This is a genomic window from Moraxella lacunata (genome assembly GCF_002027545.1).
In the GTDB taxonomy this organism is placed as follows: Bacteria; Pseudomonadota; Gammaproteobacteria; order Pseudomonadales; family Moraxellaceae; genus Moraxella; species Moraxella lacunata.
In genome coordinates, this window is the sequence record NZ_MXAN01000020.1 from 1 (window position 1) to 726 (window position 726).

At 39.7% G+C, this 726-nt stretch carries 2 protein-coding genes; both read right to left on the reverse strand.

Annotation, left to right across the window (positions count from 1 at the left end; all coding sequences use genetic code 11):
* The coding region (locus tag B5J94_RS04070) for an IS630 family transposase (protein WP_079363948.1) at positions 1-480 on the reverse strand (480 nt) is incomplete at its 3' end.
* Between the two features lie 17 nt (positions 481-497).
* On the reverse strand, positions 498-726 hold a 229-nt coding region (locus B5J94_RS04075; RefSeq protein WP_079363947.1), incomplete at its 5' end, for an IS630 transposase-related protein.

A 726-nucleotide genomic window follows, 5' to 3' on the forward strand; every position in this document is an offset into this window, starting at 1 on the left:
CTTATCAATACAATCCAACCTCCAATCTTGTCTTAATCCTTTAATCCAACTCCAAACTTGTTCAATGGGATTTAAATCAGGTGAGTAAGGCGGTAGCCAAAGAATGGTGTGATTGTGCTTTTGTATCAACTCTTGTATGTCTTGTCTTTTATGGAAGGTGGCATTGTCCATCACAATGACACTGTTTGGTGGTAGTTCTGGCAGTAGCACTTGTTCTACCCAAGAGTAAAATACTTGACTGTTAATACTGCATTCATACAAACCCACAGCAAACAGCTTGTTGTTATAGATTGCCCCAATGGCGTTGGTTTGATTTTTGGCTTGCCAGTTATAGGTTCCATAACATCTTTGACTTTGATGAGCATAAGCATAAGGGCGATGGGTGTTACCTCTAAAACCACTCTCATCAAGATAAACAATGGGACGATTGTCTTGTTTGTATTGTTCAAGTTGTTTGACAAACTGTTGTCTTAGTTCAATATTGGCATTAGGATGCTTTAATCGCTTTTTTTACGAGTAAGTTTTAGGCGTTTTAATGCCTTGGCAATCGCCCTATCTGTGCAATTAAAACGGGTGGCTCGCTCTCTTTGATAAGCATCAGGGTAGTCAAGAACATCTTGGCGTAGTTTTTCCAAGTCTATCTTAGAAGTATAAGAAGTACGCACCTTTCTGTCTGGGTTTGCTTTCCAGTTTAAAATGGTGCGGGTGCTGATATTGTACTCTTCG